This is a genomic window from Nocardia sp. AB354 (assembly GCF_049538315.1).
Taxonomy (GTDB): domain Bacteria; phylum Actinomycetota; class Actinomycetes; order Mycobacteriales; family Mycobacteriaceae; genus Nocardia; species Nocardia nova.
In genome coordinates, this window is record NZ_JBMVFU010000011.1 from 78,243 (window position 1) to 98,823 (window position 20,581).

Here is a 20,581-nt window from a genome sequence, read left to right on the forward strand (position 1 = left end):
TGGGAGGATCCGTCGGGGTCGAAGGCCGTAGAGTCGCGCGGCATGCCCCATTCGGTCGCTACCGCCACACCTGCCGACGAGCCCCTGCTGTGGGCGATGCTGTTCGAAGCCTCTCACGCGGCCGAACAGAACATGACTTCGGACGAACTGCGCTCGGTGCCCGAACTCGCGCGCTACGTCGAGGGCTGGGGCCGCGCGGGGGATCTCGGGTTCGTCGGCGGGCCGACCGGCGGCGCGGGTGCCGCCTGGCTGCGACTGTTTCCCGCCGACAACCCCGGCTACGGATACGTCGACGACGCGACACCCGAACTCGCGATCGGAGTGGCGCCACAGTTGCGCGGCAGCGGGCTCGGCACCACTCTGCTGCGCCGTCTGCTGACGGATGCCCGGCAGCGCTACGACGCGGTGAGCCTCAGTGTGCGGCAATCCAATCCGGCGCTGCGGCTGTACGAGCGACTCGGTTTCGACATCGTCCCGGGCTCGCATGTGGTCAACCGGGCCGGTACGACGAGCGTGACCATGGTGCATCGCTTCCGCTGAACCGCCGAGCGTCCGCACCGCACACCGACGCCGGGAACAAAGGTGGGTCCATACAGCGGCCGGTCGAGCCCCCCGCTCATTCTGCCCGCAACCGGACCACTGCGGTTCGTTGATATTGGCACTTTTCCTCAGAGGTTCGGAAATATATGGTGCAACCGTACGAGGAAAGAAATAGCGGATCGGGTGGACGGAATCTTATCCAACGCCGCCGAAGCAATTTCGTTCGACCCGGTGCGCGACCGCATTTCGGGTGCCTCGTCAATGGCGGAAAGAGCAGTGTCAGGATATGAATATGGCCGGATCCGAAGAACGGCACGGCGGCAGTGGCAGCAATTGTGACCGGCTTCGCGCCATTACCGCCGAAGTGCTCGAGATGGACGTAGACGGTGTCGATATACGGGCGCATTTCTACGAGGATCTGGGCGCGTCTTCGCTGGAAAAGACCGAAATACTAGCCCGAATCGAACGCGAATTCTCGGTGACGCTTTCGGATGGTTCGATCGCACGGCTCGATTCGCTCGGCGACGCATTGGCGGTCGTCGACAGCTCGGGTGGGGTGCATCGGTGAATCTCGTCGAATTCTTCGTCGGACGACACCTCGACTCGCCCAGAAAAGACGCGCCCGCCTATATCGATTCCGAGCTCGGCGAGATCGGCTACACCGAATTGTACCGCGCTGCAGGCGCATTCGCGGATCTGCTCTCCGGCAACGGAGTCGCGCCGGGCAGCCGGGCCATGGTGTTGGCGGACGACTCGGTCGCCACGGTGGTGGCTGTGCTCGGGCTGTGGTGGCACGGCTGCGCGGCGGTGCCGGTGAATCCGGCGCTGTCGGACAAGGAGATCGGGTTTATCGCGGCCGACAGCGGGGTGAAGTTCGGATACGTCGATGTATCCGGGACGCGCCTGAGCAGACTTGCCGCGGCGCTCCCGGACATCGGCCAGTTCCGGAACCACGTCCGCGAGTTGATACTGCGGCAACGGCGTTCCGGTAAGGCGGCCACGCCGCAGCAGCAGCAGTGGCTGCCCGATCAAGAAGCCTTGGTGCAGTACACCTCCGGCAGCACCGGCGTGCCGAAGGGCGTGGCGCATCGGGCGAGCGCGCTGCAGTGGGTGCCGTCCGGGTTCGGGCGGATAGCCGCGCTGGCACCCGGCGATATTGTGCTCTCGACGGCCAAACTCTCGTTCGCGTACGGGTTCGGCAATTCCCTGTTGCTGCCGCTGCACGCGGGTGCGACGACCGTGCTGCTCAACGGCGGGGTGGACGCCCAGTTCGTCGCCGCGGCGCTGCGGCGCCACCGTCCGACCGTGTTGTTCTCGGTGCCGCGCCTCTACGCGGCTCTGGCCGAATCATTCGACGACCGTGGCAGCAGGCTGCGTTTGGCGGTTTCCGCGGGGGAAGCGCTGCCGGCAGACCTGAGCGAACGGGTGATGCGGCGCCTTGGGGTTCCGCTGGTGAATAGTCTCGGGACGACCGAAGCGCTGTACATCCTGCTGGCAACGAATCCCGCCGAACCGGGTCCCGGCACCATCGGCAGGCCCGTGCCCGGGGTACGGGCCACGGTGCGCGACCAGGACGGCAGGATTCTCGACGGTGACGAGGTGCAGGGCCGCCTGCACGTCGCGGGTCCGTCCGTCGCGGCCGGCTATCTCGACCGACCGGAAGCGACTCGGGAAACCTTCGCCGACGGCGGCGCGTACACCGGCGACATTGTCCGGCGCACCCGCGGCGGCCCGATCTACTACGTCGGCCGCGCCGACGACTTTCTGAATCTCGGCGGCTACAAGGTGGCGCCTGCCGAGATCGAGGGTGTCGTCCGTGCTGTCGTAGGGGTGCGCGATTGCGCCGTGGTAGGGGTGGCGGACGACCACGGGCTGCAGCAGGCAGTGCTTTTCGTCGTCGTTGAGGATGACCGGGAGTCCAGTGCCGTTCGTCGCGCTGTCATCGCCTGTCTGCGTGCCGAGCTCGCGTCGTTGAAGCGCCCCAGCCGCATCGAGCTGGTCGATGCCCTGCCGACGACTTGGACCGGCAAGCTCGCGCGAAACCAGCTTCGGGCGATCGGAGCGCACTGATGTCGTGGGATGTCACCGGGATGGCAGCTGTCGCGTCCATCGGGGAGACGCCCGATGCGATCTTCGAGTCACTGTGCGCACAGCGGAGCGGAATCTCGAAGCTACGCGCGTTCGACGCGGCGAAATACCGGACGTGCCACGCGTATGAGGTCGACGATCGGACTGCAGACGGCGACCGGCCGTTTCGCGCCACCGAGTGGCTGCGCACCGTGATCGAGGCGGCGCTGACCGATGCGGGCCTGGAGGGAACTACCGAGCGGTATCCGGTGGTGGTCGGAACCACCCTGCGGGAACAGCGGTCCGCCGAACTCTGGTGGCGAGAAATCGGCGGAAAGACCGGGGAGGGACTCGATCCCGATCGCCTCGACTTCTCGGCTGCGTTGCGGGACCTTCCCCAGGTCGGGCGGGTGCACACCGTCGCCTGTGCCTGTGCTGCGTCGCTGTATGCGCTGGGCATGGCGACCGACATGATCGAACTGGGCCTCGCCGAGACCGTGGTGGTCGCGGGCACCGACTCGATCACCGAGAGCGCATTCGGGACCATCGATCGCGTTCAGACCAGGACACCGCAGGCGCTGCGTCCGTTCGACGTCGCGCGCGCGGGCATGATCATGGGCGAAGGCGCCGTGGCCGTCGTCGTGAGCCGGGCCGGGGCCGCCACCGCACGACACGTGAGCCTGCTCGGTGTCGGCATGAACTGCGACGCCCGCCATGCCACGGCGCCGGACCGGGAGAGTATCCGCGAGGTCATCGCCGACGCGCACGAACGGGCCGGCATCGACGCCGCCGACGTCGACCTGGTGATGTTGCACGGAAGCGGAACGCAACTCAACGACGCCGTCGAGGCGTCTGTTTTGACCGACGTGTTCGGGGATTCGGCCGCGCCACCGGTGATGACGGCGATCAAGTCGATGACCGGCCATACGCTCGGCGGGTCCGGGTTGTTGAGTCTGATCGTCGCGGCTGTCGCCATGCGCCGCGGATCGGTGCCGCCGATTCTGGGTCTCACCGATCCGATCGCCGAGGCGGGCGGGCTGCACCTGGCTCGCGACGTCGTGCGGGCGGACCTGGCCGTGGCGCAGATCGACGCGTTCGGTTTCGGTGGCATCAATGCGGTCGCCGTCATCGGGAAGGGGACACGGTGACGGGCCGGGCGACGGTGGTCACCGGCGTCGGCCTAGCCGGCCCGGGCCTGCGGGCCGCTGCCGATCTGCTGTCGACAGATCCGGTCGAGCCGGGAGTCGGGCCGTCACCCGATCTCACGGGACGGCACATGCGACACAAGGACCGTGCGTCGCGACTGGCACTGTGCGCGGTCGAGCAGGCGCTCGCCGACGCCGGCCTGGCCGCCGACTCGACCGGTGGCGAGCAGTCGACGACAGCCACCGTCGTCAGCTCCAACTTCGGCAATCTCGACAGCGTCTGCGAGTTCACCGATCGGATCGCCGAGCAATCCACGGCCGCGCTCAGTCCGCTGGGTCTGCCGCACGTGTCGTCCAACGCCATCGCCGGGTGGATCGCGATCCGGCACGGGCTGCGCGGACCGAACATCACCCTGTGCAGCGGGCGGACCAGCGGGTTGGACGCGCTGTTGTGGGCCGCCACGCTCATCGGGGCCGGCCGGGCCGACGCTGCGATCGTCGTCGGTGTCGAACCGGACACCGGACCGGTGCGCAGCTTGCTCGGACCCGGTCGGCGGGTGTTCGACGGAGCCGCGGCGGTGATCCTGGAGTCGGATGCGCACGCGGCGAATCGACAGGCAATCGTCCGGGCACTGATCGGCGCTGATTGCCACAGCGACAGTGTCGACCAGGTGATCGACGCGATCCGCACGGTGGCCCGACCGCCGCGATTGTGGCTCACACCGGCGGATGTCTCGGCGGAGTTCGGCTCGTCGATCCGCATCCTGGATCTGACCCGACGGCTCGGAGAGTGCTCGGGTGCGCTCGGAGTGCTCCAGTGCGTGGCGGCGGTGGCGCAGTTGGACGGCGGCGACCGGAACCCGGTGTACGCCACCTGTGGCGGTCAGCACGGCGGCGAGGCCGTGACCGTACACCTGCGCGCACCGCACGCCGCATCCGCCTCGGTCGGGCGCAGCGTCGGAAACAGCGAACTCGACCCGGAGGAACGATGACAAGGAATATTCCCGAGCGGGTGGACCCGGAGGACCTACGGCAATTGGTGGCGCGCGTGCTGGAAGTGCCTGCGGCCGAAATCAGTGACCACACAAACTTCATCGACGAATGGAACGTCGACTCGCTGCTCGAACTCGAGCTCGCGACCCGTATCGAGCAGCGCTACCGGATAACAATTCCAGACACCGAGGTCGCTTCGCTGACATCGCTGGCGAATGTCCGCGAACTCGTCGACCGCATGCTCGGCGCGGACCCGAATACCTGATCTTGGAGGACCACGTGACCACCCCGGAATCCGTCCGACTGACAAGCGCCGTCGATCCCGCGACCGCGGTCTCGCGGCTGGCCTGCTCCGGCCATTTCAGTGACTACATCGTCTATGAGCGGCCCGGCCGATGGGTGTTCGCAGCCGCCCCGCTCGGTCGGGTCGAACTGGACACCGACGAGCTGCGGGTGAGCACCTCGGCAGGGTCTGCTCGCGAACGCTGGACCGGCAGACCTGTGGACGCGCTGGAGCGGGCGCTCGACTCGCTGCGGGTGACCTGCGGCCCGGGAGCCTCGGGTACCGCCTATGGCTGGATCGCCTTCGAGTTCTGTGCCGATGCGCTCGGCGCGCAACGGCACCTCACCGAGAGAGCCGCTTTGGCGCACGTGATCATTCCGCGAATCGAGGTGACAGTCACCGAATCGGGGGTCGGCGTCGATGGCGCGACCGCTGCCGAAGTCGAGGTGATCGAGCAACTGCTCCTGTCACCGGCCGAGCCACTGCCGACACCGCATCCGGTCGACGTGCGCGCCGATACCTGCGGCTACCGTGCACGTGTGGCGGCGGCCGTCGCGGAGATCGCTGCGGGTGACTATCAGAAGGTGATCCTGTCTCGCCGGGTCGAGCTGCCCTTCCGGGTCGACCTGCCTGCCAGTTACCGCCTGGGCCGGGCACACAACACACCGGCCCGGTCGTTCCTGCTGCGGCTCGGTGGTCTGGCCGCAGCGGGATTCAGCCCGGAGCTGGTGGTGTCGGTCGACGACGAGGGTGTCGTCACCACCGAACCGCTGGCGGGCACCCGGGCGCTGGGGCAGGGCGTCGCGGCAGATCTGGCCGCCCGCAATGACCTGGAATCGGACCCGAAGGAGATCGTGGAACACGCCGTCTCGGTGAAGACATCGTTCGCCGAGATCGCTTCCATCGCCGAACCGGGTACCACGACGGTGGCCGACTTCATGGCGGTTCGCGAGCGCGGCAGCGTCCAGCATCTGGCCTCCACGGTGCGCGGCAGGCTCGCCCGGCACCGGACCCGGTGGGATGCGCTGGACGCGTTGTTCCCGGCGGTCACCGCGTCCGGCATCCCCAAACGGGCGGCTGTCGACGCCGTGTTCCGCCATGACGCCGCCCGCGGACTGTATTCCGGTGCGGTGGTGACACTTTCGGAAAGCGGCTCACTGGAGGCGGCCCTGGTGTTGCGGGCGGTGTACCAGGACGCGGACGCGGCGTGGGTGCGAGCAGGCGCCGGCATCGTTGCTCAGTCGCGGCCGGACCGGGAATTCGAGGAAACCTGTGAGAAGTTGGGCAGCGTCGCCCCGTATCTGGTACCCGCGATCTCCCATGGACCTGGGTCGACTCCGCGATCACCGATGGTGACGGGCAGGCGATCGCACCGCTCCTAGCGTCAGGAATCATCGATTTCGCATTGGCACTGCCGGGTATAGCGGCGAAGTTGCGTCGCCCACGCATGCCTGATTAGTCTCAGGCATGCTCGGCTGGATTCACCCGTGATCGCGCCTTCCTCGATGCCACCACGCGACGCCGAGCGGCTTCGGCGGGCTACCGGCCCTGCTCGTTTTCGGTCGCTGCCCCGCTGTCGAGGCTGACCGTGGATGTGCACGTAACCCTCACCGGCCGAGGAGATCTCGGCGGGCAGATATACCGGCAGATCAAAGCCGCCGTGCTGGACGGGCGGCTGATCCCGGGTCGGCGGTTGCCGCCTTCCCGGGAACTGGCGCGGAGGCTGGCGGTGTCGCGCAATACCGTGACCGGTGCCTACGACCGACTGGTCGCCGAGGGGCTCGCCGAGAGCCGGGTCGGCGCAGGCATTTTCGTACGCGCGACGGTCGCGCGGCAGCGGCATCACCCGGCGGACGCGACATCGGCTGCGGTGGTCCACCCGCAGCCGTTGTGGGCGGATATCAGGGTGCCCGCGCCCGGCTTCTTCACCGACACACCGCCGTACGACCTACGGCCGGGCATTCCGGACGTGCGGTTGTTTCCGTACGAGGCATGGCGGAGGTTGACCTCGCAGGCGTTCCGGACGTCGTCGATCGGCACCGGAATGCCCATCGACCCGGCGGGTCTCCCCGCGCTACGGGCGGCCATCGCCCGCCACATCGGGGTCTCGCGGGCAGTTCAGGTGACTGCGGACGAGATCATCATCACGCAGGGCATCCAGCAGGCGCTGGACCTGGTGGGACGGGTGCTGCTACGGCCGGGCGACCGTGTGGTCATCGAAAACCCGTGCTATCCACTTGTGCGGGAACTGTTTCGCAGCCTCGGGGCAGACGTCGTGGGAGTCGACGTGGACTCGGAGGGCTTGCGGGTCGATCTGCTTCCCGATCGCACGCGGATCGTGTGTGTCACCCCATCGCATCAGTTCCCGCTCGGCGTGCCGATGTCGAGCCGGCGCAGGCGGGCGCTGCTGGACTGGGCGAGTAGTCGCGACGTAGTGGTGATCGAGGACGATTACGACACCGAGTTCCGCTATGGTGGTCGTCCGCTCGAGACGCTGCACAGCATCGACACCGCAGGCCGGGTTATCTACGTGGGAACGTTCTCCAAGGTCATGCTTCCGGTGCTCCGGATCGGTTTCGTCGCCGCTCCCGCGCCGCTGTTCGCGGCACTGCGCGCCGCGAAGTACGTGACCGACTGGCATTCGCCGCAGCCTGCTCAGGTCGCTCTTCTCGGCTTCATCGAAGAAGGCATGCTGGCCAAACACATCCGGCGGATGCGCCGGGAGTACCAGGCCCGCCATGAGCGGATAGTCGAACTGTTGAGCACACGCTTCGCCGACTTGCTGACCGTTATTCCGTCGGCGGTGGGCCTACACGTATCGGCGTGGACCCAGCCCGGCGTCGACGCGGCTGCCGTCGCCGCCCGCGCGCGGACGGACGGCGTCGGCATCTTTCCGATATCCCGGTATCGCATGAGCGACGGTCCCGACGGCCTTATCGTCGGATACGGGGCCATCGCCACAACCGACGTCGACCACGCGCTCGACTTGCTGCGCACCGCGCTGGAGAGGAACAGGCAACCGCGCAGCGAAACCGGGACTGCCACGTGTAGCGGCGATTTCACAGTGGGCTGCGGCCGCGCGGGCAACTGATGTGCAGAGCGCGGGGGTATCCACACGCCGCAGGTTGGCCCAGCGCAGTTCGACGATATTGGCTCTTTGTCGCGGAGCCGGCCGCCGATAGCGTTCAACCCCAAACCTCAACGGGCAGAAGGCACTTCTGTCCAAGCTCTCGGCGGAAGCAGACTGTGAAGATCATCGAGGCGCCTGAAATAGGTCCGACGCCCGCCCTCGACGAGGCGTGGACCTTCTATCGTGAAACGTTCACCGAGATCAATGCAATGGCGGCGCAGCGCCATCTCATGCGCCGTGACGAGTTCATCGACGTCATGGGTGATGAGCGGATCGTCAAGTACCTACTGACCGACGATGACAACACCATCGTCGGGCTCGGTGTGTCGACGAACGACTTGGAAGCGTGGCCGCTGATCTCGCCCGCCTATTTCCGACGGATCTATCCGGCCCACTTTGCGGCCCGCACGCTGTGGTACATCGGTTTCATCGGTGTCCGGCCCGACCTGCGCGGCGGCTTCGCAGCCATGCTGGAGGCCATGTCCGCCCCGCAGCGCGACGCCGGTGGCATCGCGCTCATGGACTACTGCGCGTTCAATGTCGACGAGAAGGCCGTGCTCGCGTCCTCGCTGCGAATTCTGGGGCGCTACAGCGAGCCGAGGTTGCGGACACTCGACACACAGACATTCGTCGCTTATGAATTCGGGGAGCGTTGATGGCGCGCCGATGGCGGCACGACAGCGCCGGCCCGATGACCTTCGGGATGGAACTGATCCTGGACCTGGGTGGCTGCGCCCCGGAGGGGATCAGCGACGCCGAGGCCATCAGGGGATACGCTCGAGAATTGGTCAAGCTGATCGAGATGAAGCCCTTCGGCGAGCCGATAATCGAGCACTTCGGCCACGACGATCCGGTCACCTCCGGCTACACCTTGGTGCAGTTGATCGAGACCTCCAGCATCGTAGGGCATTTCAGCGAGAAACTCGGGCGCGCCTATCTGAACATCTTCTCCTGCCGCCGCTTCGACTCCGAACTCGCGCTGCGGTTCAGCGCGGACTGGTTCGGCTCGGACGAGATTCGGCAAACTCTCATCATCCGGTAGTGCGGGGCGGAAGACGCACGTCAATTGTTGTACCGGCCGGCGAATACGTCTCCGGGAATGCTGGTCGCATGTGCAACGAGGTGCCGAGAATCCACTGTGTGACGTGGTGACGCGCCGTCCCGCGCACGCCGCTGCGGCTCGTCACCGCAGGTCGGCGCGCACGCCGCGCGGTCAGCGCACGCCGCGGCGGCGGTCGGCGAGGCGGCGCATCTCCTCGGCGGCCGCCCGCATCTCGGGGGTGATCTTGAAGTGGCCGCCCCATTCGTTCAGGTCGTCCGGCCCGTATTCGGGGGCGGGCAGGATCTGGCGCAGGAGCTTGTCCGGCAGGCCGCGACGCTGCCATTCGCGCGGATAGCCGAGCGAGACCTCTTCGAACCGGACACCGTCGTAGAAGGTGGTGCGCGGGATGTGCAGGTGGCCGTAGACCGAGCACACCACGTTGTAGCGGGTGTGCCAGTCGGCGGTGTCCTCGGTCCCGCACCACAGCGAGAACTCCGGATAGAACAGCATCCGGGTGGGTTCGCGCAGCATCGGGAAATGGTTGATCAGCACCACCGCGGTATCGGGTTCCAGCGCGTCGAGCCGGCGCCTGCTGTACTGGACGCGAGCCCGGCACCAGGCGTCGCGCGTCAGGTAGGGGTCGCTGGCCAGCAGGAATTCGTCGGTGGCGACCACATTGCGGTCCCGGGCGATGGCCAGCGCCTCGGCCTTGGTGTACGCCCCCTCGGGCATCCACGAATAGTCGTAGAGGATGAACAGCGGCGCGATCGTCACCCGCCCGCCGTACTGTTCGGCGCCCGCGCCCTCCCAGACCGGGAATTCGTCCTCCGGGGTCACCACATCGAGGTCGCGGCACAGCGCGACCAGGTAGTCGTAGCGGGGGGCGCCCTTGATCTGCACGGGATCCTTGGTCGTGGTCCACAATTCGTGATTGCCCGGGACCCAGATCACCTTGGCGAAGCGTTCCCGCAGGGTGCGCAGCGCCCAGCGGATGTCGTCGGTCTTCTCCCCCACGTCGCCGGCGACGATCAGCCAGTCCTCGGGCGAATCCGCGCGGATCTGCTCGACCACCGGTTTGTTCCCCTGATGACCGACATGGATATCGCTCACCGCCATCAACTTAGGAATCACCGTTCCACCATCCCATGATCATCGTGATGCGAGCACACCCGACCCTCGCGTGCGGACATACCCGGCGCCGCGTATTTCGCACACCGTCCGCGGTGCGCACGTCGGCGGCCGGGTACCGATACGCTTCCGGATACGACGTCGTGGTGTTCGGTCATACCGACCGCGGGATCTCACTGCCGACTCGAGCCCAGCGCCCCGACAGCGCCCGCCAGCTCACCGCGATCAGGCGCAGCAGGATGAAGGCACTCAGCCCGGACCAGATCCCGGCGATACCCCAGTCGAAGCTCAGCGACAGCCAGATCGCGGGCAGGAATCCCAGCAGCGCCGCGGCCATCGTGGTGGTGCGCAGATACGAGGCGTCGCCCGCGCCCAGCAGCACGCCGTCGAGGGCGAAGACCACCCCGGCGGCGGGAATGAGGGGCACGAAGAACCACCAGATCACATGCACGCGGTCCAGGACCGCCGGATCGTCGGTGAAAACCTGGGGGACGACGGCGTATCCGGCGGCGAAGATCACGGCGAGCACCACCGCGAACAGGGTGGACCACACCGTGATCCGGCGGGCCAGCACGCGCGCGCCGGATGCGTCGCCGGAGCCCAGCGCCGCACCGGTGAGAGTCTGCGCCGCGATGGCCAGCGAATCGAGGGTCAGGGCAAGGAAATTCCACAGCTGCAGCACGAGTTGGTGTGCCGCCACCGAAGCGGCGCCGAACCGGGCGGCGACCGCACCGGCACAGACGAAACAGGCTTGGAACGCCAGACTCCGGACGATCAGATCCCGGCCGAGCACCAACTGCGCCCGCATGACTCGCGGATGGGGCCGCAGCGGCACCCGCCGGCGCACCAGCGCGGCCACGAACAGCCCGGCCGAGACGACCTGCCCGGCCACATTGGCCACGGCCGATCCGGCCAGTTCCATCCGGGGCGCCCCCAGCAGGCCGTGCACCAGCAGCGGGCACAGCAGTGCCGAAACAACCAGTCCCGCAATCACATACACCAGCGGACGCCGCGTCTGCTGCACCCCGCGCAACCAGCCGTTACCGGCCATGGTGAGCAGGATCAACGGGACTCCGAACAGCGCGATCCGCAACCAGCGCAACGCCTCGTCCGCGATATCGGCGCCGCCCGCGATCACATCCACGACGGGTCGTGCGAACACCTGCAGCACAACGACGATCGCCAATCCGACGGCCACCGCGAGCCAACTCGCCTGCACCCCTTCGGCAACCGCGCCTCGTTCATCACCGGCGCCGTGGCGGCGCGCGGAGCGAGCGGTGGTCCCGTAACTCAGGAACGTCAGCTGCGTGCTGACCTGACCGAGTATCAGGCCACCCACGGCGAGTCCCGCGAGCGCCAGCGCTCCCAGCCGGCCCACCACCGCCATATCGAAGAGAAGGTAGATCGGTTCGGCGACAAGCACTCCCAGCGTGGGGATCGCGATGCCGAGGATGCGCCGCGGACCCGCATCGTGGCGCGCGGCGCCGGCAACGGCCGTGACACCGTCTTCGGGATGTGTCTCGACCATGCCGTCAGGCCCGGCCCCGGCGACCGCGGCGAACGTCCGCGGAGACCGCTACCGGCCACCCGCCGCGTCTCATGCTCAGCTCTCACGGCCGGGGGCCAATTCCGCGAGCAGATCAGCAACCACGTCTTCGGACGTCCCGTATGTCGTATAGCCGGCGGCGTAGCGGTGGCCACCACCGCCCAGACCGGTCGCGACTCGGGCGACGTCGACGGCATCGCCGGTGCCTACACCGCTGTCGCGCGAGCGCAGCGATACCGTCCAGCAGCCGGCGTCGGTGCGGGACTGTTTGAATACCGCCGCCACATCCGCCTCGGCGGTGGTGCGGACGACGTCGATGACGCTTTCCACCTCTTCCGACCGCAATCCGTAGGAGTCGTCGCTGCGGACGAAGGCGTAGACCAGTCCGGCGCCGCCGGCCGCCCGCGGTTCCAGTCGCGCCGATCCGAGCACCCGCGACAACATCGGCAACCAGCCGAAGGGATGGGTGTCCATCAGTGTGCGAGTGATTCCCGCGCCGTCGATTCCGGTGGACAGCAAACGATCGGCTAGCAAATGGGTGCCCGGACCGCCCCAGCGGAAGCACCCGGTATCGGTGACCAGACCGGCGAACAGGCAGTGCGCGATGTCCCGGTCGATCTCCTCACCCCAGGCGTCGAACAGCCGCGCCAGCACACTGGTGGTGGACTCCGCGGTCTCGTCGATCAGGTTCACATCACCGAAGCGGGTGTTGGAGCGATGGTGGTCGATCACCACAGTGGTTGCGGCGCCGTCGATTCGGTCCGCGAGCGCACCCAGGCGCCCGACGCTGCCGCAGTCGACGGTGACCAGCAGGTCCACTCGCTCCGCCACCTGTGCGGGGGGCACCAGAAACTCCACGCCGGGCAGCGAGCGCATCGATGCCGGGAGTTCGGCCGGCTCGGCGAAGGACACCTGCACCGGCACACCGCGCCGATGCAGCACCTGCGCCAGTGCCAGTCCGCTGCCGACGGTATCGGCGTCCGGCTGCACATGACACAGCACGGTCACCGATCGCGCGGCCGCCAATACCTCGACGGCCGCGGCCGGATCCGCCGACGACGTCACAGCTGTCATTTCAAGCTCGATTCTCCGGCGCTCGACTCACCGGCGACAGAACCGGGGAACCGCCTCGCGAGCCCCGCCCGTCCACCGCGTCGACCGCCGTCGCGGTCAGTCTTCCTCGTCGGGGTCGGGTTTGTAGGGATCGGCGTCGCCGGCATGGGTGGCGTTGGCCGCGACCTGTGCCACCTTCTCGTCGGCCGCACGGGCCTTCGCCAGCAGCTGTTCCATCTCGCGCGCCGCATCCGGCACCGTGTCGAGGACGAAACTCAGCGACGGCGTGAACTTGATCCCGGTGGCCGCGCCCACCTTGGACCGCAGCACACCCTTGGCCTTTTCCAGTCCGGCCGCGGCGCCCGCGAAATCCGGTTCGGCGGCGAGGGTTTCACCCATCACCGTGTAATAGACGGTCGCCTCCCGCAGATCACCGGTCACCTTGGCATCGGTGACGGTGACGAAACGCAGCCGCGGATCCTTGATCTCGTATTCGATCGCCGTCCCGACGATCGAGACGATCCGCTTCGCGAGTCGGCGTGCCCTGGCCTGATCCACCATGGCGGGCCCTCCTCACTTGTCATTCAGTCTTCGGGTCCGAAGATGCGGCGGCGTACTGCCAGCAACTGTAACTCCGGACGGGCCGCCACGTGGCGTTCACACTTGTCCAGCACCGCTGTGAGATGTCCCATCTCGGAGCTGACCAGTGCGACGCCCAACTGTGAACGGCGGTATTGATCGTGATCTCCGCCCTCGACCGCGCTGACGCCGAAGCGCTGCAGTTCGGCCAGTATCGGGCGGATCACCGACCGCTTTTCCTTCAACGAGTGCACATCGCCGAGCAGGATGTCGAACTCCAGCGCACCGACGAACAACGGCTCACCTCTTCACGTGTCGCGACACAGCGCCCGGCGAAGAGAACGTCACGTCCGGTCAATGCCTGCACCGAACGTGACGTTCGTTCACTGTGGGCGACTCAGTCGCGCGGCTTCTCCCGAAGCTCGTAGGCCTCGATGATGTCGCCTTCCTTGATGTCGTTGTAGCCCAACGTCATACCGCATTCGAAGCCCTCGCGGACCTCGGTGGCGTCGTCCTTCTCCCGGCGCAGCGATTGGATCGTCGTATCGGCGATCACCACACTGTCGCGCAGCAGACGGGCCTTGGCGTTGCGCTTGACCGTCCCGGAGGTGATCATGCAGCCCGCGATGTTGCCGAACTTCGAGGAGCGGAACACCGCGCGGATCTCGGCGCGACCCAGTTCGGCCTCTTCGTAGATCGGCTTGAGCATGCCCTTGAGGGCCTTCTCGATCTCGTCGATGGCCTGGTAGATCACCGAGTAGTAGCGGATGTCCACACCCTCGCGGTTGGCGAGTTCGGTGGCCTTGCCCTCGGCCCGGACGTTGAACCCGATAATGATCGCGTTCGACGCCGAGGCCAGGTTGACGTTGGTCTCGGTGACACCACCGACACCGCGGTCGATGACCCGCAGCCGGACCTCGTCGCTGATCTCGATGCCGAGCAGCGCCTCTTCCAGGGCCTCGACCGTACCGGAGTTGTCGCCCTTGAGGATCAGGTTGAGCTCCGAGGTCTCCTTCAGAGCGGCATCCAGATCTTCCAGGCTGATCCGCTTGCGGCTGCGCGCGGCCAGAGCGTTGCGCTTGCGCGCATTGCGCCGGTCGGCGATCTGGCGGGCGATGCGGTCCTCCTCGACGACGAGCAGGTTGTCGCCCGCGCCCGGCACCGAGGTGAAACCGATGACCTGCACCGGACGCGACGGCAGCGCCGCGTCCACGTCCTCGCCGTGTTCGTCGACCATGCGGCGGACGCGGCCGTAGGCGTCACCCGCCACGATCGAGTCGCCGACGCGCAAGGTACCGCGCTGCACCAGCACGGTGGCCACCGGACCACGGCCGCGGTCCAGATGCGCCTCGATGGCGACACCCTGGGCGTCCATATCCGGGTTGGCCCGCAGGTCCAGTGCGGCGTCCGCGGTCAGCACCACGGCCTCGAGCAGGGCTTCGATATTGGTGCCCTGACGCGCCGAGATGTTGACGAACATGGTGTCGCCGCCGTACTCCTCGGCCACCAGGTTGTATTCGGTGAGCTGCTGGCGGACCTTCTCCGGGTTCGCGCCTTCCTTGTCGATCTTGTTGACCGCCACCACGATCGGCACATCCGCGGCCTGCGCGTGGTTGATGGCCTCCACCGTCTGCGGCATGACGCCGTCGTCGGCGGCGACCACCAGGATCGCGATGTCGGTGGCCTTGGCACCACGGGCACGCATGGCGGTGAACGCCTCGTGACCCGGGGTGTCGATGAAGGTGATCAGGCGCTCTTCGTCGTTGACGTTGGTGAGGACCTGGTAGGCGCCGATGTGCTGGGTGATACCGCCGGCCTCGCCCTCGCGGACGTTGGTCTTGCGGATCGTATCCAGCAGTCGGGTCTTACCGTGGTCGACGTGACCCATGACGGTCACGACCGGCGGGCGGACCTGCAGGTCGCCCTCGTCGCCCTCGTCCTCGCCGTAGCTGAGGTCGAAGCTCTCCAGCAGCTCGCGGTCCTCGTCCTCGGGCGAGACCACGTGCACGACGTAGTTCATCTCGCCGCCGAGCAGCTCGAAGATCTCGTCGTTGACCGACTGGGTCGCGGTGACCATCTCACCGAGGTTGAACAGCACCTGCACCAGCGAGGCCGGGTTGGCGTTGATCTTCTCGGCGAAGTCCGACAGCGACGCGCCGCGGGCGAGACGGATGATCTCGCCGTTGCCGCGCGGCAGCCGCACGCCACCGACCGACGGTGCCTGCATGTTCTCGTATTCGGCGCGTTTCGCCCGCTTCGACTTGCGGCCCTTGCGGGGGGCGCCACCGGGACGGCCGAAGGCACCCGCGGCACCGCCGCGACCGCCGCCACCACCCGGACGGCCACCGCCGCCACCGGGACGACCGCGGAAACCACCGGCCACGGGCGCACCCGCGCCACCGCCGCCACCGGCACCGCCGCCACCGCGGTAGTTACCGCCGCCGCCACCGCCGGGACGACCGCCACCGCCACCCGGCGCACCGCCGGGACGACCCGGACGACCCGCCGACGGGCCCGGACGGGCCGCACGAGCGGGCATCGCACCCGGATTCGGCCGGGGCGGCATCGAGCCGGGAGACGGACGCGGGCCACCGGGACGGGGACCGCCCTGGCCTGCGGCCGGACGCGGCGCACCCTGACCCGGGCCCGGACGCGGGCCACCCTGGCCGGGGCGCGGACCGCCCTGACCCGGACGCGGCGCACCCTGACCGGGCCCCGGACGCGGGCCGGGAGCTGGACGCGGCGCCGGGCGCTCGGGCGCCGAGGAGAACGGATTGTTGCCCACCCGCGGGGTCTTCGGACCGGGCTTGGGACCGGGCGTCGCCGGACGCGGCGCACCCTGCTGTCCACCCGGTGTGCGCGGCTGACCGGGACGCGGCGCGCCCTGGGCCGGACGGGCACCGGGCTGCTGCGCCGGAGCCGACGGGGCGGACGCCGACGGCGCCGCACCGGCGGAGGCCGCGGGAGCGGCCGGCTTCGGACCGGGCCTGACGGCCGGACCGGGCTTCACCGCATCGGGACGCGCTGCCGCCGCGGGGGTTTCGGCCACGGGGGCCGAATCAGCCTGCGCCGCAGCCGGAGCCGGACGCGGGCCGGGACGCGGACCCGGGGTCGCGCCACCGGCCGGCTTGGCGGCCGGACGTGCCTGGGCGGGACCGGGTTTCGCGGAGGATTTCGCGGAGCCGTTGGACGGGGCGGACTTCGCCGCGAACGACTCCCGCAGCCGACGCGCGACGGGTGCCTCCACCGTCGACGACGCCGACTTCACGAACTCGCCCTGCTCCTTGAGCGTTGCGAGTAGTTCTTTGCTCGTGACACCGAGTTCTTTAGCCAACTCGTGCACGCGGGCCTTGCCTGCCACTGCTCTCCTCACTGAGAGGTCGAGCGCGACAGTCTCTTGCTCCCCGTTCAGGGGTCAGGACGCCCGCACGACCTCGGGTTATCTTCGATGGCCGTTCATCGTTGGTACTTCACGGTGTGCTCATGAGTGCTCGTGCCTGTTCTCGACGTAGTGCTCCAGGGCTGAGATATCCAGTTTTCCGGACACTCGTAGCGCTCTGCCGAACGCTCGGCGCCGCTCTGCCATGCTCAGACAAGCCGAAACGGGGTGCAACCAGGCACCCCTCCCGGGAAGTCTGCGCCGCGGATCGGGAACGATCGCGACGACGGCGTCCCTGTCGGGAGCGCTGCCGGGCGATTGCGCCACGACCCGCAACAGATCGGCGGCCAGCTCGCGTTTCCGGCATCCGACACAGGTCCGGACCGGGCCGGGAATTCGGGTTTTCACCCGAGCACCGACCTGGGCGGAAAGTGCGGATACCGAAGACTCGCGCTGAGCCTGTGTCCACTGTACCGCTGCCATGTCCCGATCTCCGCATCCAGCCCCTCGTTGACCCCCGCACTCGCACTGCCGTCTCGCTGCGGCCTACCCGTGCTGGGCGTGCGGCCGCTGCGATCCGGCCACGTCGGGGGCGGCGTCGGAGCGGATATCGATGCGCCAACCGGTCAATCGCGCGGCCAACCGGGCGTTCTGACCTTCCTTGCCGATCGCCAGCGACAGCTGGAAATCGGGGACCACGACCCGGGCGGCACGAGCCTCCGGATCGACGATCGTGACCGAGACAACCTTCGACGGGCTCAGTGCATTCCCGACGAAGGCGGCCGGATCCTCGGCCCAGTCGATGATGTCGATCTTCTCGCCCGCCAGCTCGCTCATCACGTTGCGCACCCGCTGGCCCATCGGGCCGATGCACGCGCCCTTGGCGTTCACCCCGGGCACCGTGGAGCGCACCGCGATCTTGGAGCGGTGGCCGGCCTCGCGGGCTACGGCGACGATCTCCACCGAACCGTCGGCGATCTCGGGCACCTCGAGCGCGAACAGCCGGCGCACCAGATTCGGGTGGGTGCGCGAGAGCGTGATCTGCGGGCCGCGCGCGCCCCGGGAGACGCCGTAGACGTAGCACTTGATGCGATCGCCGTGCTCGTAGGTCTCGCCGGGTACCTGCTCGGCCGGGGGGATCAGGCCCTCGGCGCCGCTGGCCTCGCTGCCGATGCGCACCACGACCGTGCCGCGGGCGTTCATCCGGGCATCGCGCTGGACGACGCCGCCGACGATATCGCCCTCGTGGGTCGAGAACTCACCGAAGGATTTCTCGTTCTCGGCGTCGCGCAGACGCTGCAGCACCACCTGGCGGGCGGTGGTGGCGGCGATGCGGCCGAAGCCCTCCGGGGTGTCGTCCCATTCGGAGACGACATTGCCGTCGGCATCGGTCTCGGTGGCCATCACCCGCACCACGCCGGTCTTCTGATTGATGTCGATGCGTGCGTTGGGCTCGTGGCCCTCGGTGTGCCGATAGGCGGTCAGCAGAGCCGACTCGATCGCGGAGAGCACTGTCTCCATCGAGATTCCCTTATCGGCGACGATCGCACGCAGGGCTTCGATTTCGATGTTCATTCCACGATCCCTTCGGTCGGCGCAACTTCTGTGTGTTCTCCCCGGGCGGCGTGTTCTCCCCCGGCGGCGGATGCGGCCGGATCGACGGCCTGATCGGTGGCGCCCGGTTCCGGGCGGCCCGCGGCCACACCCCCGGCCAGTTCCATTTCCGCCGCACCGGGTGGGGAGAACTCCACCTGGACGACCGCGGATTCGATATCCGCCAGCGTCACGCTCACCCGGCGGGGCGCGCGCTTACCGCCCAGCACCAGGGCCACGTCGGTGTCGGTGCTCGCGCCGACGCGGGCGTCGAAGGTGGACGCGCCCTCGGGGGCCTGCGCGCCCGGCCGCATCCGCACCCGCACCTTGCGGCCGCGAGCCCGTCGCCAGTGGCGCGGGGCGGTCAGCGGGCGGTCGACACCCGGAGTGGTGACTTCCAGCAGATAGGGGGTTTCGCCGAGATCGGCGGCGTCGTCGAGCACTTCCGAGATCTCGGAACTGACTTCCGCGATCGTGTCCAGATCGACGGTCTCGTCGCCGTCGACAGTCACCGTCACCCGCGCCTGCGGCCCGCCCGCGGCCGTGATGTGCACGCCCTCGAGGTCGAGCCCTCGGCGTTCGACGAGCCCAGCAACGAGCTGGCTCACCCTTTCCTCGGTCGGCATCGGCATATGGGGCGGCTCCTGGTTCAGTTGTGACGCGGTATTGGTCCTGGTACGGCATGGTCGGCGCGCATGTCCCGCGGATTGTTCCGCCGGAGGTCTAGCGTAACGCGCTGCAAGAGTGTAAAGGACCAGCCAACCCGGTCGAGTCGGCCCGGGTGGGGTTCTGCTGCGCGCCCACGGTCCGCCGGAGGGTCTCGGGTGCGCCGGAACGGAGCGGCCGCCCCGCCCCAGCGCGTCCGTCCGGAAGCATCCCTCGGCGGGTCCGCCGGCGACGCGCGGGCGTGCACCGCCGGTGTCACCCGGGCTCAGCAGGGCGGACGGACGACCGGCCCGGCCGCGAACGAGCGCGAGCGAGGCATGTCGGCGGGCTGGGCGCGAGGGCGCGTGATGATCACTGGCACGATGTAGGCGTGCCCAGCCGTCTCGATGTGATTCCGGTGCCGCCGGATCGGACCGTTCCCCCACGCCTCGACCGCCGCTCGCTGTTGCGCTCGGCCGGAGGTGGCGTGGTCGCGCTCGTCGCCGTGAGTGCGGTCGCGGCCTGTTCGGACGACAAGCCGTCGGTACCGGATGTGCTTGTGTCGCAGGAGGAATCGGCGCGTACGGACGCCGTGTGGGCGAAGGCGGCCATCGCCGCCGCACCGGAGCACACCGCCGCGCTGACCGTCGTCGCCGCCCAGCGCGCCCAGCACGCCGACGCGCTGCGCACCGAAATCGACCGCGCGGTAGGCGTATACGGCGACGGCACCAAGCCGAAGTCCGCGACTCCCCCCGTCGCCGAACCGCCCGCCCCCACCCCACCGCCGAGCGTCGCCGCGCTGCGGGCCCGGCTGACGGACTCCCAGCACTCCGCGGCCGAGCTGGCCGCGACCCTGTCCGGATATCGCGCCGGCCTGCTCGCCTCGATCAGTGCCTGCTGCGGCGCCCACGTGGCGGTGGTGCCGGCGTGAGCGGTCAGGCGCGCAGGCAGCAGCGCAGCGTCACCACGCAGCGCCCCGCACACGCCGGAAAGGACACAGCGTGAGTACCGATCAGCAGGCACTGCTCGATGCGCTGAACGCCGAATACACCGCGGTCTACGCCTACGGCCTCATCGCGGCCTACGCGTCTCCGGAGCGCGCGAAGGTCGTCGCCGAGTTCACCGCGGCCCACCGTGCCCGCCGCGACGCCACCGTCGACGCACTGAAGGCGGCCGGTGCGAGTGTTCCGGCGCCCGCCGCCGCCTACACCCCGCCGTTTCCGGTCGACGATCCCATCCCGGCGGCCAAACTCGCCGTCACCGTGGAGACCGACGCGGCGGTGGCCTGGCGCGCGGTTGTGGAACACTCCACCACCCCGGATCGCCGCCGCATCGGCATCGAGGCCCTCACCGAATGCGCCGTCCGCCTGGCCACCTGGCAGTCGATTCTGGGCGTGAATCCCGCGACCACACCGTTCCCGGGCCAGCCCTGAGCCCGAGCAGCGGCCTGAACACCGG

The 20,581-nt window shown here is 68.5% G+C and carries 21 protein-coding genes; 12 read left to right on the forward strand and 9 right to left on the reverse strand.

Annotation, left to right across the window (positions count from 1 at the left end):
• Positions 1 to 42 precede the first annotated feature (42 nt).
• From ACPCUW_RS17810 to ACPCUW_RS17855, 10 genes are all read left to right on the forward strand, one after another.
• Entirely contained in the window at positions 43 to 540 is a 498-nt protein-coding gene (locus tag ACPCUW_RS17810; RefSeq protein ID WP_423425997.1) for a GNAT family N-acetyltransferase, read from the forward strand.
• 292 nt (positions 541 to 832) lie between these two features.
• Entirely contained in the window at positions 833 to 1,108 is a 276-nt protein-coding gene (locus tag ACPCUW_RS17815) for an acyl carrier protein (RefSeq protein WP_197516554.1), read from the forward strand.
• Positions 1,105 to 2,610: an AMP-binding protein gene (locus ACPCUW_RS17820; RefSeq protein WP_423425998.1), complete on the forward strand. Its 1,506-nt coding sequence runs from the start codon at positions 1,105 to 1,107 to the stop codon at positions 2,608 to 2,610. Before ACPCUW_RS17815 ends, ACPCUW_RS17820 begins: the two co-directional genes overlap by 4 nt.
• Positions 2,610 to 3,755 (forward strand): beta-ketoacyl-[acyl-carrier-protein] synthase family protein, encoded by a 1,146-nt coding sequence (locus tag ACPCUW_RS17825; protein WP_423426000.1) that lies wholly within the window; start codon positions 2,610 to 2,612, stop codon positions 3,753 to 3,755. The genes ACPCUW_RS17820 and ACPCUW_RS17825 overlap by 1 nt, the downstream gene beginning before the upstream one ends.
• Complete coding sequence (locus tag ACPCUW_RS17830; RefSeq protein WP_423426001.1) at positions 3,752 to 4,744, forward strand: beta-ketoacyl synthase N-terminal-like domain-containing protein; 993 nt, start codon at positions 3,752 to 3,754, stop codon at positions 4,742 to 4,744. The genes ACPCUW_RS17825 and ACPCUW_RS17830 overlap by 4 nt, the downstream gene beginning before the upstream one ends.
• Positions 4,741 to 5,010, forward strand: coding sequence for an acyl carrier protein (locus ACPCUW_RS17835; RefSeq protein WP_423426003.1), 270 nt, complete (start codon positions 4,741 to 4,743; stop codon positions 5,008 to 5,010). The genes ACPCUW_RS17830 and ACPCUW_RS17835 overlap by 4 nt, the downstream gene beginning before the upstream one ends.
• 14 nt (positions 5,011 to 5,024) lie before the next feature.
• On the forward strand, positions 5,025 to 6,410 hold the full coding sequence (locus ACPCUW_RS17840; protein WP_423426004.1) for a salicylate synthase: 1,386 nt from the start codon (positions 5,025 to 5,027) through the stop codon (positions 6,408 to 6,410).
• Positions 6,411 to 6,616: 206 nt separating this feature from the next.
• Positions 6,617 to 8,119 carry a PLP-dependent aminotransferase family protein gene (locus ACPCUW_RS17845; RefSeq protein ID WP_423426005.1) on the forward strand — a complete coding sequence of 501 codons (1,503 nt, stop codon included), beginning with the start codon at positions 6,617 to 6,619 and terminating at the stop codon, positions 8,117 to 8,119.
• A gap of 155 nt (positions 8,120 to 8,274) precedes the next feature.
• Entirely contained in the window at positions 8,275 to 8,814 is a 540-nt protein-coding gene (locus ACPCUW_RS17850; RefSeq protein WP_064904159.1) for a hypothetical protein, read from the forward strand.
• Positions 8,814 to 9,200 (forward strand): S-adenosylmethionine decarboxylase family protein, encoded by a 387-nt coding sequence (locus ACPCUW_RS17855; RefSeq protein WP_104363039.1) that lies wholly within the window; start codon positions 8,814 to 8,816, stop codon positions 9,198 to 9,200. Before ACPCUW_RS17850 ends, ACPCUW_RS17855 begins: the two co-directional genes overlap by 1 nt.
• 171 nt (positions 9,201 to 9,371) lie before the next feature.
• On the opposite strand, the gene ACPCUW_RS17860 is transcribed toward ACPCUW_RS17855, so the two are convergent.
• From ACPCUW_RS17860 to rimP, 9 genes are all read right to left on the reverse strand, one after another.
• A complete protein-coding gene (locus ACPCUW_RS17860) occupies positions 9,372 to 10,331 on the reverse strand; it encodes a metallophosphoesterase family protein (RefSeq protein ID WP_104363038.1) in 960 nt (319 codons plus the stop codon).
• 151 nt (positions 10,332 to 10,482) lie between these two features.
• On the reverse strand, positions 10,483 to 11,856 hold the full coding sequence (locus ACPCUW_RS17865) for an MATE family efflux transporter (protein ID WP_423426007.1): 1,374 nt from the start codon (positions 11,854 to 11,856) through the stop codon (positions 10,483 to 10,485).
• A gap of 75 nt (positions 11,857 to 11,931) precedes the next feature.
• Complete coding sequence (locus ACPCUW_RS17870; protein WP_423426009.1) at positions 11,932 to 12,948, reverse strand: DHH family phosphoesterase; 1,017 nt, start codon at positions 12,946 to 12,948, stop codon at positions 11,932 to 11,934.
• A 96-nt stretch (positions 12,949 to 13,044) separates the two neighbouring features.
• Complete coding sequence (rbfA, locus tag ACPCUW_RS17875; protein ID WP_030513162.1) at positions 13,045 to 13,488, reverse strand: 30S ribosome-binding factor RbfA; 444 nt, start codon at positions 13,486 to 13,488, stop codon at positions 13,045 to 13,047.
• Between the two features lie 23 nt (positions 13,489 to 13,511).
• Positions 13,512 to 13,802 (reverse strand): DUF503 domain-containing protein, encoded by a 291-nt coding sequence (locus tag ACPCUW_RS17880; RefSeq protein ID WP_039779566.1) that lies wholly within the window; start codon positions 13,800 to 13,802, stop codon positions 13,512 to 13,514.
• Positions 13,803 to 13,903: 101 nt separating this feature from the next.
• A complete protein-coding gene (gene infB, locus ACPCUW_RS17885; RefSeq protein WP_064904151.1) occupies positions 13,904 to 16,867 on the reverse strand; it encodes a translation initiation factor IF-2 in 2,964 nt (987 codons plus the stop codon).
• Between the two features lie 120 nt (positions 16,868 to 16,987).
• Positions 16,988 to 17,368 (reverse strand): YlxR family protein, encoded by a 381-nt coding sequence (locus ACPCUW_RS17890; protein WP_423426011.1) that lies wholly within the window; start codon positions 17,366 to 17,368, stop codon positions 16,988 to 16,990.
• A gap of 63 nt (positions 17,369 to 17,431) precedes the next feature.
• Positions 17,432 to 18,460 (reverse strand): transcription termination factor NusA, encoded by a 1,029-nt coding sequence (gene nusA / locus ACPCUW_RS17895; protein WP_063014867.1) that lies wholly within the window; start codon positions 18,458 to 18,460, stop codon positions 17,432 to 17,434.
• A complete protein-coding gene (gene rimP / locus ACPCUW_RS17900) occupies positions 18,457 to 19,110 on the reverse strand; it encodes a ribosome maturation factor RimP (protein WP_305778846.1) in 654 nt (217 codons plus the stop codon). The genes nusA and rimP overlap by 4 nt, the downstream gene beginning before the upstream one ends.
• 404 nt (positions 19,111 to 19,514) lie before the next feature.
• Here rimP and ACPCUW_RS17905 point away from each other — a divergent pair, with 404 nt between their 5' ends.
• Positions 19,515 to 20,054 (forward strand): hypothetical protein, encoded by a 540-nt coding sequence (locus ACPCUW_RS17905; protein ID WP_227463062.1) that lies wholly within the window; start codon positions 19,515 to 19,517, stop codon positions 20,052 to 20,054.
• A gap of 70 nt (positions 20,055 to 20,124) precedes the next feature.
• Complete coding sequence (locus tag ACPCUW_RS17910) at positions 20,125 to 20,556, forward strand: ferritin-like domain-containing protein (protein WP_064903989.1); 432 nt, start codon at positions 20,125 to 20,127, stop codon at positions 20,554 to 20,556.
• The last annotated feature ends 25 nt before the right edge of the window (positions 20,557 to 20,581 follow it).

Coding starts and splice junctions, on each gene's coding strand:
- ACPCUW_RS17810 (WP_423425997.1), top strand. CDS start 43: ATGCCCCATTCGGTCGCTACCGCCACACCTGCCGACGAGCCCCTGCTG.
- ACPCUW_RS17815 (WP_197516554.1), top strand. CDS start 833: ATGGCCGGATCCGAAGAACGGCACGGCGGCAGTGGCAGCAATTGTGAC.
- ACPCUW_RS17825 (WP_423426000.1), top strand. CDS start 2,610: ATGTCGTGGGATGTCACCGGGATGGCAGCTGTCGCGTCCATCGGGGAG.
- ACPCUW_RS17835 (WP_423426003.1), top strand. CDS start 4,741: ATGACAAGGAATATTCCCGAGCGGGTGGACCCGGAGGACCTACGGCAA.
- ACPCUW_RS17855 (WP_104363039.1), top strand. CDS start 8,814: ATGGCGCGCCGATGGCGGCACGACAGCGCCGGCCCGATGACCTTCGGG.
- ACPCUW_RS17865 (WP_423426007.1), bottom strand. CDS start 11,856: ATGGTCGAGACACATCCCGAAGACGGTGTCACGGCCGTTGCCGGCGCC.
- ACPCUW_RS17870 (WP_423426009.1), bottom strand. CDS start 12,948: ATGACAGCTGTGACGTCGTCGGCGGATCCGGCCGCGGCCGTCGAGGTA.
- rbfA (WP_030513162.1), bottom strand. CDS start 13,488: ATGGTGGATCAGGCCAGGGCACGCCGACTCGCGAAGCGGATCGTCTCG.
- ACPCUW_RS17890 (WP_423426011.1), bottom strand. CDS start 17,368: ATGGCAGCGGTACAGTGGACACAGGCTCAGCGCGAGTCTTCGGTATCC.
- nusA (WP_063014867.1), bottom strand. CDS start 18,460: ATGAACATCGAAATCGAAGCCCTGCGTGCGATCGTCGCCGATAAGGGA.
- rimP (WP_305778846.1), bottom strand. CDS start 19,110: ATGCCGATGCCGACCGAGGAAAGGGTGAGCCAGCTCGTTGCTGGGCTC.